Source organism: Clostridium cuniculi (assembly GCF_004353185.1).
In the GTDB taxonomy this organism is placed as follows: Bacteria; Bacillota; Clostridia; order Clostridiales; family Clostridiaceae; genus Clostridium; species Clostridium cuniculi.
In genome coordinates this window covers 1-445 of record NZ_SMUS01000123.1, presented here as the reverse complement: position 1 = coordinate 445, position 445 = coordinate 1, and the positions used below count along the sequence as shown (strand labels likewise).

At 47.9% G+C, this 445-nt stretch carries 1 rRNA gene; it reads right to left on the bottom strand.

What is annotated here, in order from left to right:
- Window positions 1–445 (bottom strand): 16S ribosomal RNA (locus EJJ37_RS19895); the annotation flags it as partial.

Here is a 445-nt window from a genome sequence, read left to right as displayed (position 1 = left end):
CACGGGTATCTAATCCTGTTTGATACCCACACTTTCGAGCATCAGTGTCAGTGACAGTCTAGTGAGCTGCCTTCGCAATCGGAGTTCTTCGTGATATCTAAGCATTTCACCGCTACACCACGAATTCCGCCCACCTCTACTGTACTCAAGACTGCCAGTTTCAACTGCAATTTTACGGTTGAGCCGCAAACTTTCACAACTGACTTAACAATCCACCTACGCTCCCTTTAAACCCAATAAATCCGGATAACGCTCGGATCCTCCGTATTACCGCGGCTGCTGGCACGGAGTTAGCCGATCCTTATTCATATGGTACATACAAAATCCACACGTGACTTTATTCCCATATAAAAGAAGTTTACAACCCATAGGGCAGTCATCCTTCACGCTACTTGGCTGGTTCAGGCTCGCGCCCATTGACCAATATTCCTCACTGCAGCCTCCC